The following is a 16,091-nucleotide window of genomic DNA, read 5'->3' on the forward strand; positions in this document are numbered from 1 at the left end:
TCGATCTTTAGATGCAAACCTACCTTAGAATCCTGTCCTATGCTCGACCATTTGGCAAATTCGTCCCTACCTATATCGTCTACACACTCTTTTCCATCATTTTTGGGCTGGTAAATTTCACCCTGCTCAAGCCGCTTTTTGATGTGATTTTTGAGCAAGTAGATCCTGAGTCACTAGAGAAATTCAGAACGTTACCCTCTTTCTCATTTTCCATTGAATACTTCACAGGATTATTTAATCACTATTTCTTAACAGTCCGCGATACGTATGGAAAGATGGGGACCCTGTTTTTCGTCTGCATCATTATTGTTTTTTCGGTCTTTCTGTCCAATTTATTTACCTATCTGTCTGGAGTTGTTTTGGCAAAAGTCCGCGCTACGGTCATCAAAGGCATGCGGATGGATATTTTCCAAAAAGTAGGTAGCCTACACATCGGCTACTTTTCCAATGAGCGAAAGGGAGACCTGATGTCCAAGATGACCAATGATGTACAGGAAGTGGAAAACACCATCGTGCAGTCCCTGCGAGTGGTATTTCGGGAGCCGGCTACGATTATCCTGTACTTTTCGGTTCTTTTTTTCATGTCAGTCAAGCTGACGCTGTTTACGATAATGATCATCCCGATATCAGGAGCTATCATCGGTGGCATCACGCGAAGACTGAAGAAAAAAGCGGTTCAAAGTCAGCAGTCACTTGGTCGGATCGTCAATATTTTGGATGAAACGCTTGGTGGAATGCGTGTGATCAAAGCTTTCAATGCGGAGCGGTTTATCGGAGAAAAGTTTGATCAGGAGACGGACTACTACTCCAGAGTCAACGTAAGTATGGCCAGGAAAAACGAGCTGGCATCGCCCATTTCACAATTTCTAGGCGTGAGTGTAGTAGCTGGAATTTTAGTGTATGGAGGAAGTCTGGTCCTCAGTGGCGAGTCTGACCTGAGCGCGTCTGATTTTATTACCTACATCATTATTTTCACACAAGTATTGAATCCTGCCAAGGAGATTTCCCGTGCAGTATCTAGTATTCAGCGAGGAATCGCCTCAGCGGAGCGTATTTTCGAAGTAGTGGATACCCAAAGTCAAATCAAAACTCCAAGCCAACCGAAGCCGATCTCAGATTTCAAAAATTCAATCGAATTCAAGGACGTATCCTTCGCTTACGAAGACAAGCTGGTTCTGAAAGACATTAATTTCAGCTTGCAAAAAGGAAAGACCATTGCTTTGGTGGGGCCATCTGGTGGAGGAAAGTCGACATTGGCTGATTTGGTGCCTCGATTTTACGATCCTTCCTCAGGCGGAATATATTTGGATGGCACTGATCTCAGGGATTTTTCCCCTGCTCAGCTTCGAAGTCTGATGGGAATAGTGACTCAGGAGTCAATCCTCTTCAATGACACGGTGTTCAACAACATTGCTTTTGGCATCGAGCATGCCAGCGAAGCGCAAGTCATCGAAGCTGCCAAGATCGCCAACGCCCATGGATTCATTTCTTCCCTCGAAAATGGATACCAAACTTCCATCGGGGAGCGGGGATCGAAACTCTCCGGAGGGCAGCGACAGCGATTGAGTATTGCAAGAGCGGTATTGAAAAATCCTCCAATTCTGATTTTGGATGAAGCGACTTCTGCGTTGGATTCTGAGTCCGAACTCTTGGTGCAGGAGGCGCTAACCAAGTTGATGACGAATCGGACGACCTTGGTAATTGCGCACCGACTCAGTACGATTCAGCACGCGGATGAGATTCTAGTCATAGAAAAAGGCGAAATCGTCCAGCGTGGTTCACATACAGACCTGATGCTGGTGGACGGTCTTTATCAAAAGCTTTCCAGTATTCAGTCAGTTTGATTAAATTAGAGAACATATTAATTTGAATTTTATGAAAAACATAGCCAAATACCTTCAACTTACAGTTTTGGTATTCTTTGTCTTATTCCTGATTTTCTTCATCTCATTTGACATGTTTGGAAAGATGTTTGGGATGGATCCATTGACTCCTGAATCTATGGTAAAAGTTTTCTTGACAGGGTTTATATTGTTTTTAGCAGCGTGGGGAGCAGTCCTCATTCACAACAGCAATCAAAACGATACCATCAAAAAAATGCAGCAGGAGATGAATGGCCTAAAGGCCAAAATTTATGATTTTGAGCATCCCAAAGTCACAGAGCCGAAAAAGCCCGTTCCGCAAAAAAATCAGGAAGATAGTACTGGCAATCTCCGCCCAAGACAAAATTTCACGGATCAATAAAGATTTAATTTTCACAATCCAGTATATTAAGGAGACCAAACGTCTCCTTTTTTTATTTCAACTATGGTAGCAAAAACTTTTGGAAGTGCTGTTTCGGGTGTAGATGCCAACCTGATCACCATCGAGGTGAATGTCGGACAGGGCACAAGCTTTTTTATGGTAGGTCTGCCCGACTCGGCTGTCAAGGAATCACAGCAGCGTGTAGAATCTGCCCTGAAGTATTTCAATTACCGAATGCCCCGGCAAAAAGTGGTGATCAACCTGGCTCCAGCCGATATCCGTAAGGAAGGCTCTGCTTACGACCTTCCGATCGCGATGGGAATCCTGCAGGCTTCGGAACAGGTGATTTTCCCCGAACTGGAGCGCTATGTCATCATGGGTGAGCTGTCGCTTGATGGGAACCTCAGGCCAATCAAAGGCGTGCTGCCTATAGCCATTGAGGCCCGCAAGAGGGGCTTTAAGGGATTTATCCTTCCTCTGGAGAATGCCAAGGAGGCTTCGATCGTCAACAATATCGACATCATCGGGGTAGAGACGCTCGATCAGGCGGTGGATTTCCTTCAGGGAAACCTGCAAATCGAGCCATTGGTCACAGACACTCGTGAGATCTTTTACCATTCCCTTGATGAAAATGAGTTTGATTTTGCCGATGTACAAGGACAGGAAAATATCAAGCGGGCCATGGAGATCGCTGCCGCAGGTGGGCATAATGTTATCATGATAGGTCCTCCCGGTGCCGGCAAAACCATGCTTGCCAAGCGGCTGCCTTCTATTTTGCCACCGCTTTCGCTGCAGGAGGCGCTGGAGACGACCAAGATTCACTCTGTGGCGGGAAAACTTGGGAGAAATGGTTCGCTTCTCGCACAGCGTCCCTTCCGCTCGCCACATCATACGATCTCCGATGTGGCTTTGGTGGGTGGAGGAGGAAATCCCCAGCCGGGAGAAATCTCCCTGGCTCACAATGGAGTCTTGTTTCTGGACGAACTGCCGGAGTTCAAGCGAACGGTGCTTGAAGTCATGCGCCAGCCATTGGAAGAGCGCAAAGTCACCATCTCCAGAGCCAAAGTCTCTGTGGACTATCCAGCCAACTTTATGCTGATTGCCAGCATGAATCCCTGCCCCTGCGGCTATTACAATCATCCCGAGAAGGAATGCGTCTGTGGTCCCGGCATCGTGCAGCGCTACCTGAATAAGGTCAGCGGACCGCTACTGGACCGGATCGACTTGCATGTGGAAGTCACCCCGGTAAAGTTTGACGAGATGACCTCTACCCGCAAAAGCGAATCCAGCAAGGCTATCCGGGAGCGGGTCATTCTGGGCCGAGAGCGACAGCGCGAACGCTTCCAAAATAATCCTGAAGTCTACTGCAACGCCATGATGCCCTCGCATATGGTGAAGGAAATCTGCCAGATCAACGAAGCCGGCAAAGCCCTGCTCAAGACTGCCATGGAGCGGCTAGGTCTATCCGCCCGAGCATATGATCGCATTCTCAAAGTGGCCCGCACCATCGCCGATATCTCCGGCGCCGAGGCGATCAAGGTTGAGCACCTGGCCGAAGCGATTCAGTACAGAAGTCTGGATCGAGAAGGCTGGGCAGGGTAGGGAATTAGGAATGAATAATTCAAAATTTAAAATGAAAGAAATACCCAAATTCCACGAGACATTTAACCCAATTTTGGAAGTTCTAAGAGATGGAAATCCTATTCATCATCGAGATTTGATTAAATCAGTAGTTCAAAAATATTATTTAGATCTCCCCAAAGATTTACTGGATGAAAAAACAAAAAGCGGTGAAATACTAATCGAAAATAGAATTGCTTGGGGGAAATCCTATCTAAAGAAAGGAGGATACATTCATTACCCAAAAAGAGGAATAGTCCAAATTTCAGAAAAAGGACTCAGTCAAATTGGAAATTTAAAGCTGAGAGACATTGAGGCAGAAAGTGGCCTTTTTGATTTCTATTCTGAAGAAAAATCAAAAGGAATTACAAAAGAAACCGAAATAAAATCCTCAACACCACAAGATTTAATTGATCGCGGAATTATTGAATTAGAGAATCAAGTAAAATCTGACTTATTGGAAAAGTTAAAGTCGATTGATCCATATTACTTTGAAAAAGTCGTTCTCAAACTTTTCAAGAAGATGGGATATGGTGATTTTTTGGAGACTCCAAAATCAGGTGATGGGGGAATTGACGGGATTATAAATGAAGACAAACTAGGACTTAATAAAATCTATATTCAAGCTAAAAGATTTGATTCTAATAAAGTAAGAGAAAAAGATATAAGGAATTTTATTGGAGCAATGAGCGGTGATACCTCAAAAGGAATTTTTGTAACTACTTCAGAATTTGACAAAGGAGCTATCGAAAAAGCAAAATTTGCTCATCATAATATCATTTTAATTGATGGTGAAAGGCTAGTTACTTTGATGCATGAATATGAAGTAGGGGTCCAAATCAAATCAACTTATATGGTTAAAGAACTTGATGAGGATTTTTTCGAAGGGCAATGACAATTAAGATAAATTCAACAAGTTGAAAAATGGCTAACCGATGGGGCATCCCAAAAGAAGTTGAAGATTTGGTAAAAGCTCGGGATTTAAATTGCGTTTACTGCGGAGTTTCTTTTGCAGAATTTCACGGAGATACTAAAAAAAAGCCGTCTTGGGAACACATCATCAATGATATCAGAATCAATGGCCCTGAAAATATAGCACTTTGTTGTCGCTCTTGTAATGCAAGCAAAGGAGCAAAAAGTCTAGAAAATTGGCTAGATAGTAGCTTTTGTCAAAAAAATAGAATCGAAAAATCTACCTTGGCACCAGTTGTATTGGAATACTTGAGACGAAAATAATTCCAAACCCAAGAGGAAAACCACAGAAAAATAAGCTTCATAGCGAAATACAAAACTTTTCTGGAAAAATTCGATATTGATTTTGACCAGAGATTTATTTTTCATTCAGTAGTTTCAGGTGATCGAGTGGATTGATAGAACTTGTGCCGTTAGGTATCCAATAGCCGAATTATCCGCCTTATTTGGCCTCCATCTTTTAAGGATAAAGAATTCTCTTCTATTCAGAATAGTACCCGCTGATTTTCAGCAAGTACTCTAGAAAATTATCCATAAAATTTGTGGTAATTTTAATGAGGTCAATTTTCCTACCGGTCAATGAAAAACCACAAACTTTCCACCCATTCTCCGCTTCTTTGGACAGGAATCATTCTTTTTTTGATCACGGGTTGTAGCACTCCCCCATCCAATCCCTACGAAGCCTATGAAGATAGCACTGCCGTAGTGTATGGTCCTTATCGAGTAATTAAGCTTCCCATTGATAAAGGGGTGACGGTCCTCAATCCTGTCCAAGTCTCTTTGGGTCCAAGAGGTAGAATCTTTGCCGCCAATCAAAGTGGAGAAATTTACACCCTTCATGATTCAGATGGAGATGGAGTAGAAGACGAAGCCTTGCTGTATGCTGATCTCAAGGAATTGAGTTTACAGTCTCCGGTGGGATTTACGCACAAAGGGGACACGGTATTTATTGGAACACGCAGTGAAATCCGGGCTTTTCTGGATCTTGACCAAGACGCAAAAGCAGATACTTCGTGGACCTTTTTCAATGACTTTCCCGTCAGTGATCACCCTTACGAATGGACCAGTGCTCTAAATGTGGGACCCGATGGATGGATTTACTTTGTCCTTACCACTGACTCGTTTAATTCCGGTGCTTCCCCAGACCCACAAGGTCTGAGAGGATCGATTGTGAAAGTCTCTCCGGATGGAAAAAGCCATGAAATCGTAGCCACAGGAATCCGCTCCATTCATGGCATGGGATTCAATACCCAAGGGGATCTCTTTTTTGCCGACAATAAAGGCGGGGGAAATGCCACCGAAGAACTCAATCTTCTTGAAATCGGAAATTTTTACGGCCACAATCCCCAAAAATATCAAGGCAAGTTTGACACCATCACTCCCCCAGTCTTTTCCCTAGAGCATGAAGTGGCTCCCAGCGGTATCGAGTTTAACACTCCAGGCAATGCCTTTGGGGAAGCAGGGGGCAACCTCTTTGTTGCCTTTTATGGTCCCGGAGAGCGCTGGAATAGGGGTGGTGTCAGTCGGGTAAAAATCGAATCCTCTCCAGCTGGATATACTTTCGAGGAAATTCCGGTGGTAGATCTCCCCAAGCTTTCAGATTTGACTTTCGGGAAGGACGGTTCACTTTATCTCGCGCATCATGGAATCTCGGATTATTGGTACAATGCGGTAGAACAAAAAACAGGAGGATTTTACAAGCTGATTTACGATCCTGCTTTGGAGGGAACGTATCTTACTGAGAAAAAAATCCCGGAAGAAAACTTCACGGAAGCCTCCCTGGAAAATGGCAAAGCATTGTTTGGTATCCGTGCTTGCTCCGCCTGCCATGCCATCGATGGAGTGACGGAATTACTTGGACCAAATTTGAAAGCAATTGGAAAAGAATTTTCTCAGGAAGAACTGCTTGAGGAAATCCAAAGTCCTTCAGCCCGGATCAAGCCAAGTATGATTGCGACGAGAATTATCCAAAAGGACGGAAAAGTACTTCTGGGTAGAATTGTCTCTACTTCAGACACCACCGTTTCGATGATTTTGGTGGGAAATCATGTGATCGAAATCCCCAAATCTGAAATCGCATCCTCTAAGGAAGACCTGAAATCCCTGATGTATGAAAATCTATTAGCGGGAATGTCAGAAGAAGAAATTCAAAATCTCCTCAATTATCTTTCAAGTCTTTGAGGAATGGTAAAACAGGATAGCTCAGCGATGAGTTAAAAAATAAAAAGATATGAAAAACCTATTCCTTACTTTATTCACTTGTTTGGTAGGCTTGGGTGCATTTGCCCAAGACCAAATCCCAACCCAAAACGGATCCATCACCATCCAGCCCATCGTTCATGGGACGCTGGTCGTCTCCTATCAAGACCTTACCATCTATGTCGATCCCTATGGCGGAGCAAAAGGCTTTGCCGGGCAAAAGCCAGCAGACTTGGTTTTGATCACTGACATCCATGGAGATCATCACAATCAGGAGACCTTGGACGGGTTGGACCTCAGCCATGCAACCCTCATTGCTCCTCAGGCTGTAGCTGAAAAACTCCCAAAAGAAAAATACAAGGCTGTTGTGGTCTTAGGAAATGGCTCATCCACTGATTATTCTGCTGCCAAAATCACTGCTATTCCCATGTACAATCTTCCCGAAACGGCCGATAGCCGCCATCCAAAAGGAAGGGGTAATGGCTATTTGGTGGAACTTGACGGAAAGAAGCTTTACATCTCCGGTGATACGGAAGACATACCAGAAATGAGAGCGTTGAAAGGTATCGATGTGGCCTTTGTCTGCATGAATTTGCCATACACCATGGATGTAGAACAAGCTGCCAGTGCAGTGGCAGAATTTAAGCCTGCTATGATCTATCCTTACCACTACCGCGGTACAGAAGGGCTAGCTGATACCGAGAAATTCAAGCAACTGGTCAATGCGGCCGCTCCCCAAGTGGATGTGCGTCTGAGAAACTGGTATCCGGCTAATTAAACTGCACCTAAAAACAAAAAAGCTGGCTAGGAGTATTCCCAGCCAGCTTTTTTTGTTTGTTGCGTTGAGTTAAATAAGCGTTTCCAAGATTTCGTTGAAGGTCTTACTAGGACGCATCGCAGTTGAAGTTTTGGCTACATCAGGTCTGAAATAGCCTCCGATATCGACAGGCTTTCCTTGAGAGCTGTTGTATTCCTCCACGATTTTGGATTCGTTAGTGGTCAAAGCTTCAGCGATAGGAATGAATTTGGCCTGAAGACCGACATCTTTTGTCTGTGCTGCCAAAGCCTCCGCCCAATAGAGAGCAAGGTAGAAATGTCCGCCTCGGTTGTCCAGCTTGCCTACAACCCGAGCAGGAGATTTGTCATTTTCGAGCCATTTGCCGGTGGCTTTGTCGAGGGTTTCACCGAGAAGCAATGCTTCCGGATTGTTGAAAGTCTGACCCAAGTGTTCCAATGAAACTGCAAGCGCCAAAAACTCGCCCAAAGAATCCCATCTTAGGTGGCCTTCTTCGGTGAATTGCTCCACGTGCTTCGGCGCAGATCCGCCCGCTCCGGTTTCAAATAGACCTCCACCATTCATCAGCGGAACGATTGAAAGCATTTTGGCTGAAGTACCCACTTCCAAGATTGGGAACAAATCCGTTAGGTAATCGCGAAGGACATTTCCGGTTACCGAAATCGTGTCTTTTCCTTCTTTGATTCGCTGGCAGGAGAATTTGGTAGCTTCCACTGGCGACATGATGTGGATCTCCAGTCCGGTCGTATCGTGATTAGGCAGATACTCATTGACCTTTTTGATCAACTGCGCATCGTGAGCCCGATCAGCATCCAGCCAGAAAACCGCCGGAGTATCAGAAAGTCTTGCTCTGGATACCGCTAGTTTTACCCAATCCTGAATCGGAGCATCTTTGGTCTGGCACATTCTCCAGATATCACCAGCTTCCACGGCATGGGAGAACAAAACAGAACCTGAAGCATCAATCACTTTGACCATCCCTGCAAAAGGAATCTCAAAAGTCTTGTCATGTGATCCGTATTCTTCGGCTTTTTGAGCCATCAAACCTACGTTTGGAACGCTACCCATGGTAGCTGGGTTGAACGCGCCGTTTTCTTTACAGAAATCAATTGTTGCTTGATATACTCCAGCATAAGATCGGTCAGGAATTACCGCCTTAGTGTCCTGAAGCTTTCCTGCCTTGTTCCACATTTGTCCTGAGGTACGGATCATGGCAGGCATGGATGCGTCGATGATGACATCACTTGGGACATGTAGGTTGGTGATTCCTTTGTCAGAATTCACCATGGCTACATCTGGGCTATCTGCATAGCAAGCGTCGATATCTGCTAGGATTTCTGCTTTTTGATCAGCAGGCAACTTCTCTAGGTTTGCCAAAAGGTCGCCAAAGCCATTGTTGACATCCACTCCCAATGAATCAAAGGTAGCGGCATGTTTTTCGAAAACCGGAGCAAAAAACACTTTTACCGCGTGACCAAAGATGATCGGGTCAGAGACCTTCATCATGGTAGCTTTCATGTGGATGGAGAATAAGACTCCTTTTGCCTTAGCGTCTTCTTTTGCTCGTTTGAGGAAAGCCTCCAAAGAAGATTTGCTCAAAGTAGCTGCGTCGATGACCTCACCCTCCATCAGTTTCAATCCTGATTTGAGCGTTTCTTTTTGTCCGTCATTTCCCACCAGTTCGATAGACACGGTAGTAGCAGCAGGGACAGTTAGGGATTTTTCACTTCCGTAAAAATCACCTTCGCTCATGCTATCCACGTGAGTTTTGGAGTCGGCTGACCACTTGCCCATGGAGTGCGGATGTTGCTTGGCGTAGTTTTTTACAGCCAATGGAGCTCTACGGTCTGAGTTGCCTTCACGCAAAACTGGGTTGACAGCAGAGCCTTTGATTTTATCGTATTTGCCTTTTACGGTTTTTTCTTCTTCATTTTTAGGTTCCTCAGGATAGTCAGGAAGCGCGTAGCCTTGGGATTGAAGTTCTTTGATCGCAGCTTTTAACTGTGGAACCGAGGCTGAGATATTTGGAAGCTTGACAATGTTTGCCTCTGGCGTAGTTGCAATTTTACCCAGTTCGGCCAGGTCATCGTTGATTTGCTGTTCTGGCTTTAAATATTCCGGAAAAGTGGCAATGATTCTACCTGATAGGGAAATGTCGCGGGTCTCTACCTGTACTCCGGCAGATTTGGTAAAAGCCTGCACGATCGGTAACAAGGAATAGGTTGCAAGTGCCGGCGCCTCATCGGTCAGCGTGTAGAGGATTTTTGGAGTTTGATTACTCATAGTTTGAAGGGATGCTAAAAAGGATTGGCCTGTTTCGCTTTTCGGGAAAGTTGGCATGAAGCCATCAGCTAAAAGAGTGAGAACAGGGTCGAAATTTCGGGCCTAAAATACGAAAATTAGGTTTGTTTCAAATTCCGCTTGTAGAAAGGAAGCGGATGATTTTTTGACTGGTACTACTTGATCTGAAATGAGTCCGAATCCCGCCAAGCGGGGAATTTAACCCGAAAATCTTCCAGCTCTGAGGCAGAGAACGAAAGGATCGCTATCTGCTCAGATTCCTCCAAGTCAGCGATTTTCTCTCCCTTGAAAGTATAGGCAGCCGAATGTCCATTGTATGGGATACCGTTACCGTCAGTTCCTACACGGTTGACACCGATGGAATAGGCGAGGTTTTCGATAGCTCTTGCAGGCAAAAGTGCGTCCCAAGCCGAAATCCGGGCTGCAGGCCAGGAGGCAACATAAAAGAGAATGTCATACCCTGCTACTCCATCCTCCCACCCATTTCTTGACCAAACGGGAAATCTCAAATCATAACAGACTTGAGGACAGATCTTCCAGCCTTTCAGATTGAATACCGGTAGTATTTTTCCGGGGGAAAAAGTCTCGTCTTCATTCGCCATTCGGAACAAGTGACGCTTGTCATAGTGCTCGACCAGACCATTTGGATCGACCCATAAAAGTCTGTTGAAAAACTTGCCTCCTTCAGCAATGATCGCACTTCCGGTGATCGTGGCTTGAGTTTGTGCTGCAAGCTGCTTCATCCATTTGCATACGGTGAGATTCATGGGTTCGGCGAGTTTGCCGGCATCCATACTGAATCCTGTCGGGAACATTTCCGGAAGGATGATCAAGTCTGCTTGATCCTTCAGGTTCCAGATTTTCTCCTCCAGCATAGCCAGATTGGCGGTTTTGTCCTGCCAATGTACATCGGTCTGAACTAATGCGATGCGGATTTCCGGGCTTTTTTCCATTATCTCAATGGATAGATCATGCGGTAATCTGTGGATATTTTGCCTTTGCTCACATCGATGAGTTTGGACTGGATCAGACGCTTTTTGAGACCTTTGAGGTAGTCGATGAATAGGATCCCTTCCAGGTGATCGTATTCGTGTTGGATCACTCGGGCTGTCATTCCGGAGAATTCTTCCTCTTTCAGATTCCAGTTTTCGTCGTAATACTCGATGGTGAGTTTCTCCGGGCGGATGATTTCTGCACGGACCTCGGGGATACTGAGACAACCCTCCTCAAAGCCATAATCGTCACCGTACTCGTCCAGGATGATAGGATTGATAAAGGCTCTTCGAATGCCTTTTTCCTCGTCTTTTTCGTCCAGCATCAGCGAGCTGTCAATGACGAAGAGGCGTACGCCCTGATTGATCTGGGGAGCAGCCAGTCCGACACCATTGGCAAAATCCATGGTGGCGTACATATCCTGAATGAGTGCTTTAATGTCTGTGCCTTCGGCGATTTCTTCCGCTTCTTTTTTCAGGATTGGATTGCCGTATGCAACTATTGGGTAAATCATTGTTTTTCTAGGTATGATTGGAGAATGATCGCCGCTGAGACTTTGTCCAGGTTTCCGGCTTTTTCTTTTCTGTCTTTCTTTTTGCTGCCCATGGTGATCATACTTTGCATGGCCATTTTGGAGGTGAATCGCTCATCCTCAAGGGCTATTTTTAATTGCGGAAAAGCTTTTTCGAGCTCTTCCTTCAGTTTCATTACTCGGGGGGTCATCTCATTATCCTGGCCGTTGAGCCGGGTAGGAAGACCTAGCACGATGGCTTCGACTTCTTCTTTGGCACAATAAGACTTCAGAAAATTGATCAACTGTCCTGTCTCGATCGTTTCTAAGGGGTTTGCCAGAATTTTCAACGGATCGGTAACAGCCAATCCAGTCCGCTTAGTTCCCAAGTCAATGGCCAGAATCCTAGCCATCAGTTGGTCTGGATAGTTTTGCGGATTTTTCGCAAAGCTTCTTTTTCGAGTTCCACAGCTTTCGGGAATAGCAATTCGTCTTCGATCTTGGCATGGATAGATAGTTCCCGCTCGAAGTTTTGAAGCTCATGGTAGAGGACTTTCATGGTAAGCGGAGCCTTTTCATCCAGGAAATAATCCTTGGTGAGGCGTCGGATGCCTTCCATCTCATCGTCATGGATCTCATGTTGATCTGCCAGTAAATGGATGGGATCTTTCTCCAAAATAGTCAAGGCATCCTGGGTTTTGAAATGCCCGTCTTCGATGTCTTGCAGGAGCTCAATCCGCTTGAATAGGCGACTTTCTTCCTCGTGTATGTGATGGATAAAATCGTCCACAAACAAAGGGAACATGATTCGCATATCTGCCAGCAAGGCCGAAAATTCCTGCTCTGGCTGAATTCCTGAAATCAGATTGGAAAGAAAGGGAAGCTCCTGTCGGACAAAATAATAGTGCTTTTTCTTCAGGTAAGCGACTAGGAGCTCGATGGGATTGAGGTAAAGCTCTTCAGGGGTAGGATCTTTTCGTTTTGCCCAGGCCTCCAATTCGGTGATAAGCACTCTGGGATTGACCTTGTGTTTTTTGCAAACTTTCTCTAATGAATCAGTGGGGTATTGGTAAAAGCTGATTCCGAAATAGTGTAAAACAGCTGCCAGAACGTAGTTTTCAGAAACTAATTCTGTTACAGTCGCTTTTTCGAAATCCTGATTCAAATTCATCAAGCAAAATTAATTTTTTTGAAAGATAAAAAGGGAATAATTGTGACCTTTATCTATTCCGTCCGTAAAAACATTCGTTAATTTTATCTAAAATCCATTTTTCCATGGATCATTTTACAGTAGTTTGAGTTATTGAATTAAAACAGAGAAAAAGTGAGCGAGACTAAAAATACAAAATCCCAAATTCGACTCCCAATAATACTTGCCTTGGCAATTTCTGCGGGTATTTGGATCGGAGCAACCTTTGCTGAACCCAAAAGCAATCAAAATGATCTACGTGCGGCATTATATAAGCTTCAGGAGATCATGACCTATATCAATCGTGACTATGTGGACAGTGTCAACACGAACGAACTGGTAGAATTTGGGATCACCAAAATGTTGGAAAATCTGGATCCTCACTCCAGCTATATTCCTGCCAGAGATGCTTCTTTGGCTCAGTCACAGCTGGAAGGAGAATTTGACGGAATAGGCGTCGAGTTTGGCATCATCCGGGATACCATCTATGTAGTGGCGCCTCTGACAGGCGGTCCTTCAGAAGCTCTTGGCATTCAGTCTGGTGATCAGATTATCAGTGTGGATGGAAAAAACGTAGCCGGAATCGGTATCACCAACCGTGATGTATTTGATTACCTCAGAGGGCCAAGAGGCTCTAAAGTTATGGTGGAAATCAAGCGAAAAAACCAGTCCGAGTTGATTCCTTACGAAATCACCCGAGATAAAATTCCTCAGTACAGCATCAATGCGTCCTATATGGTGAATGAAGAAGTAGGATACATCAAAGTGACCCGCTTTGCCGCGACGACCTATGAAGAATTCAGAACTTCACTCAATCAGCTACAGGCGCAAGGAATGAAAAAGCTGATCATTGACCTCCAAGGAAACCCAGGAGGGTATATGGGCGCAGCGATCAACATGGCTGATGAGTTGCTTGGAGACCGGGATTTGATCGTGTCTCAGGAAGGTAAAGTGGATCAATACAGTCAAAAAGCGTATGCATTCAAGCCAGGAATGTTTGAGGAAGGATCAGTCATTGTCTTGATCAATGAGGGTTCTGCTTCAGCTTCGGAGATTTTGGCCGGTGCGATTCAGGACAATGACAGAGGCTTGATTGTAGGAAGAAGATCATTTGGAAAAGGTCTGGTGCAGATGCCAATTGACTTATCTGATGGTGCTGAGTTGAGATTGACGATCGCAAGATATTTTACACCTTCAGGCAGATCGATTCAAAAGCCCTATGATTCGAACTATGGTGAGTATGAGACTGACTTGATCAATCGCTATGAGCATGGCGAGTTTTTCTCCGCAGACAGCATCAAATTCAACGACAGTTTGAAATTTGAAACCAAAAAAGGAAGGACAGTTTATGGTGGAGGAGGAATTATGCCAGATTACTTCGTCGCCTTGGATACCACGATGAATAGTACGTATGTCAACAGACTGTTCAATTCGGATTCTTCCAGAGAATTCATCTTGGATTATGTAAATAAAAACAAGAGTCAGTTTGCCAATATGAGCTTGGATCAATATTACACCGACTACAAGGTAAGCGATGCAATGCTGATGGAACTAACTGAATACGGTAAGAAAAATAAGGTGGAATTTGATGCCGCTGGGTTTAATAAATCCAAAGATTACCTCAGAGTTCTGGTGAAAGCCCACTTGGGTCGGCAGATCTATGATGACAATGCTTTCTACAAAGTAATCAACGACATCAATGAGGTGTATTTGCAAGCCCTTGGACTTTTTGATGAGGCTGAACGCATCTCGATGGCATCCAACCTGAAAGTACAAGGGGTAGAGTAATTTTCAATTTTATTCTAAAAAGAAAAAGCCAATCCGAATTCTGGATTGGCTTTTTCTTTTTAGAATAAAAGCCTATCATTAATAACTAAATCAAAAAAGGCAATGTAGTCAGGGAGAACCCAAGCCTACAATTAGTGGTGCGATTTTGATCCATGCGAAAAGATTCCCGATCCAAATCCGGGACAAGCTACGTGGCCTTTAAAAAATCAAATAATAATCTTATGAAAACCCTGTTTACACTCGTCTTCTTTTTTTCAGTCATGACCACATTTGCACAGATCAAAGTCAATCATATTGCCGTCCATGTATCCGATTTGAAGAAAAGCATGGACTTTTACCAAAATGTCCTTTCGCTAAAAGAAATCGAAGAGCCATTCAAAGATGGACTGCATGCATGGTATGATATTGGGGGAGGAGCCGCACTTCACCTGATCGAAGCACCATCGATCCCAAAAGAGGTCTCCAAGGTAAATCACTTATGCTTTAGCATTCCGGATATGGCGGCTTTTGTGGCAAATATGAATGCAAAAAATTATCCTTTTGAAAGTTGGGCCGGGGCAAAAGGTGAGATCACCAATCGTGTCGACGGTGTCAAGCAAATCTATATCCGTGATCCGGATGGGTACTGGCTGGAAATCAATGATGACTTCTGAGAAACCTATTGAAAAACCAAAAAGCTCCAAATTCAAATATTTTGGAGCTTTTCGGTTTTATTTTTCTAAAATCAGTTCTTGAGCGGGAATTCGGAATCTATTCCCATAAATTCCTTCCGGAAGCCCTTTTCCGCACCCGATGATCATACAAATTTCAGATCCTTTGGGTAGATCGAGCAGTTTTTTCACCCGCTTGGAATCAAAACCTTCCATCGGGCAGGTGTCGTAACCTACCGCCTTCATTCCTGTCATGAATGTCATCGATGCCAGTGCTGCGCTTTTGTGAACGGAGATTCTGACCTCAGTTTCTCCCACTTCCCTGACCATCGGTCGCTTCCATCCCACGGCGAATGCAATAAGTTTTTTGATCAAAGACCAACCCGGGTATTTGGAATAAAGCTTTGGGATAAGCTTTCTATAGTAGGCAAGGGCTTGCTTTTGTTTTTTGTCTGATTTGCCTTCGTAGGCAGTTTTAATGTACTGGTAGTTGGCTTCTGCTCGTGATTTCCACAGGTCTCTACGAGTCACTACGACCACTAACTCACGTGCTGTTGAAGCCGCTTTTTGTCCCATACACAGCTTCGAAAGTGCTTCTTTTAGCGGAGAGGATTCGGGCACACGGATGAAGTTGTATAGCTGCAGATTTGAGCTGTTGGGAGAAAGGATCGCTGCTTCCATGCATTTGCGCACCAACTCATGGTCAAATGGCTCCTTCTGATCAAAAATCCGGACTGACCTTCTTGCATTCACCGCCTCAAAAAATCCTGACTCCTGTATCATATTCTTCATTTATCCTTTTTTGTCTTTTACAATTTTCAGATTATT

15 protein-coding genes are annotated in these 16,091 nt (G+C 44.5%); 9 read left to right on the top strand and 6 right to left on the bottom strand.

Translation table 11 applies throughout. The annotated features are described in order from the left end of the window. The first annotated feature begins 11 nt into the window (after window positions 1-11). From DK188_RS13285 to DK188_RS13315, 7 genes are all read left to right on the top strand, one after another. A complete protein-coding gene (locus DK188_RS13285) occupies window positions 12-1,844 on the top strand; it encodes an ABC transporter ATP-binding protein (protein ID WP_111671315.1) in 1,833 nt (610 codons plus the stop codon). A gap of 31 nt (window positions 1,845-1,875) precedes the next feature. Further along, a complete protein-coding gene (locus tag DK188_RS13290; protein WP_111671316.1) occupies window positions 1,876-2,244 on the top strand; it encodes a hypothetical protein in 369 nt (122 codons plus the stop codon). Between the two features lie 63 nt (window positions 2,245-2,307). After that, window positions 2,308-3,846, top strand: a complete 1,539-nt coding sequence (locus tag DK188_RS13295; protein ID WP_111671317.1) for a YifB family Mg chelatase-like AAA ATPase — start codon at window positions 2,308-2,310, stop codon at window positions 3,844-3,846. A gap of 31 nt (window positions 3,847-3,877) precedes the next feature. Further along, window positions 3,878-4,759: a restriction endonuclease gene (locus DK188_RS13300; RefSeq protein ID WP_111671318.1), complete on the top strand. Its 882-nt coding sequence runs from the start codon at window positions 3,878-3,880 to the stop codon at window positions 4,757-4,759. Window positions 4,760-4,788: 29 nt separating this feature from the next. Continuing rightward, window positions 4,789-5,100 (top strand): HNH endonuclease signature motif containing protein, encoded by a 312-nt coding sequence (locus tag DK188_RS13305; protein WP_111671319.1) that lies wholly within the window; start codon window positions 4,789-4,791, stop codon window positions 5,098-5,100. Between the two features lie 315 nt (window positions 5,101-5,415). After that, window positions 5,416-7,017: a DUF7133 domain-containing protein gene (locus DK188_RS13310; protein ID WP_111671320.1), complete on the top strand. Its 1,602-nt coding sequence runs from the start codon at window positions 5,416-5,418 to the stop codon at window positions 7,015-7,017. A gap of 49 nt (window positions 7,018-7,066) precedes the next feature. Next, entirely contained in the window at window positions 7,067-7,813 is a 747-nt protein-coding gene (locus tag DK188_RS13315; RefSeq protein ID WP_111671321.1) for an MBL fold metallo-hydrolase, read from the top strand. A 69-nt stretch (window positions 7,814-7,882) separates the two neighbouring features. On the opposite strand, the gene DK188_RS13320 is transcribed toward DK188_RS13315, so the two are convergent. The 5 genes from DK188_RS13320 to DK188_RS13340 form a co-directional block, all read right to left on the bottom strand. After that, window positions 7,883-10,114: an NADP-dependent isocitrate dehydrogenase gene (locus DK188_RS13320; RefSeq protein ID WP_111671515.1), complete on the bottom strand. Its 2,232-nt coding sequence runs from the start codon at window positions 10,112-10,114 to the stop codon at window positions 7,883-7,885. A 173-nt stretch (window positions 10,115-10,287) separates the two neighbouring features. After that, window positions 10,288-11,085, bottom strand: a complete 798-nt coding sequence (locus DK188_RS13325) for an amidohydrolase (RefSeq protein WP_111671322.1) — start codon at window positions 11,083-11,085, stop codon at window positions 10,288-10,290. Beyond that, window positions 11,085-11,639, bottom strand: a complete 555-nt coding sequence (def, locus tag DK188_RS13330; protein ID WP_111671323.1) for a peptide deformylase — start codon at window positions 11,637-11,639, stop codon at window positions 11,085-11,087. The genes DK188_RS13325 and def overlap by 1 nt, the downstream gene beginning before the upstream one ends. Then, window positions 11,636-12,049 (bottom strand): Holliday junction resolvase RuvX, encoded by a 414-nt coding sequence (gene ruvX, locus DK188_RS13335; RefSeq protein WP_111671324.1) that lies wholly within the window; start codon window positions 12,047-12,049, stop codon window positions 11,636-11,638. Before ruvX ends, def begins: the two co-directional genes overlap by 4 nt. Continuing rightward, a complete protein-coding gene (locus DK188_RS13340; protein WP_111671325.1) occupies window positions 12,049-12,807 on the bottom strand; it encodes a hemerythrin domain-containing protein in 759 nt (252 codons plus the stop codon). The genes ruvX and DK188_RS13340 overlap by 1 nt, the downstream gene beginning before the upstream one ends. 153 nt (window positions 12,808-12,960) lie before the next feature. On the opposite strand from DK188_RS13340, the gene DK188_RS13345 reads away from it, so the two are divergent. Both DK188_RS13345 and DK188_RS13350 read left to right on the top strand, forming a co-directional pair. After that, the gene (locus DK188_RS13345; RefSeq protein WP_111671326.1) at window positions 12,961-14,613 is read left to right on the top strand and encodes a S41 family peptidase; all 1,653 of its coding nucleotides are present in this window, start codon (window positions 12,961-12,963) and stop codon (window positions 14,611-14,613) included. Window positions 14,614-14,834: 221 nt separating this feature from the next. Continuing rightward, the gene (locus DK188_RS13350; protein WP_232825731.1) at window positions 14,835-15,266 is read left to right on the top strand and encodes a VOC family protein; all 432 of its coding nucleotides are present in this window, start codon (window positions 14,835-14,837) and stop codon (window positions 15,264-15,266) included. 57 nt (window positions 15,267-15,323) lie between these two features. Here DK188_RS13350 and DK188_RS13355 read toward each other — a convergent pair whose 3' ends face one another. After that, window positions 15,324-16,055: a nitroreductase family protein gene (locus DK188_RS13355; protein WP_232825732.1), complete on the bottom strand. Its 732-nt coding sequence runs from the start codon at window positions 16,053-16,055 to the stop codon at window positions 15,324-15,326. Between the last annotated feature and the right edge of the window lie 36 nt (window positions 16,056-16,091).

It is taken from the genome of Algoriphagus litoralis (genome assembly GCF_003259255.1).
In the GTDB taxonomy this organism is placed as follows: domain Bacteria; phylum Bacteroidota; class Bacteroidia; order Cytophagales; family Cyclobacteriaceae; genus Algoriphagus; species Algoriphagus litoralis.